Below are 623 nucleotides of genomic sequence, written 5' to 3' on the forward strand. Positions count from 1 at the left end.
TAGAATCCACATCATAGGTAATAGAAGGCAGAACAGACGCCGGAAAATCATTCGTCACAGGGAGCGCCGTACGAATACGATCCTCAGTATTCCACTGATAGGGGTGCGCTTCATCTAGCGGGCGGTAGGTCAAAATAACTTCGTACTCCATGCCCGCAGGTATGCCGTTGGAAGATACTTCCAAGTCAGCGCTGAAAGTCCCGTCTGGGGCAGGCGCCGGAACGTCAAAGCGCGGCCCCTGGTATGTTGGCTCCTGGTGAGGACCCACGTAGGTAGAGGAACCCTTGGGCGCAATAATGAGGCTACGCAGCTCATGGTGCGCCAAGAATTCGGGAGTGAAGCCGGCACCCTCAACATGCACCGTGCCTCCGGCATAAATTCTTAGTGCTCCGCTAGTGACGCGCAGAGTCGGTAGCGAACTGGTCTGCTCGCCCTGGGCTACAGGATTCTGCTGATTGTCTGCTTGTTTCTGAACCAAAGCTGCAGCGGGGGAGGCTGGGGTCGCCTGCGCCTGCTGCTCAGGTGCCGCCTGGGTCGGTGTTGCGAGTGCCGCCGGGGTGATACCGGCCAGCGGACTCAAACCCAACAGTAGCGACAGGCTGAGCGCGCGGGCGCTCGCCGGG

At 59.4% G+C, this 623-nt stretch carries 1 pseudogene; it reads right to left on the bottom strand.

The features are described 5' to 3' along the window. A pseudogene (locus tag HMPREF3055_RS09545) lies at window positions 1-623 on the bottom strand (siroheme synthase); the annotation flags it as partial.

This window comes from Rothia sp. HMSC061C12 (genome assembly GCF_001815755.1).
In the GTDB taxonomy this organism is placed as follows: domain Bacteria; phylum Actinomycetota; class Actinomycetes; order Actinomycetales; family Micrococcaceae; genus Rothia; species Rothia mucilaginosa.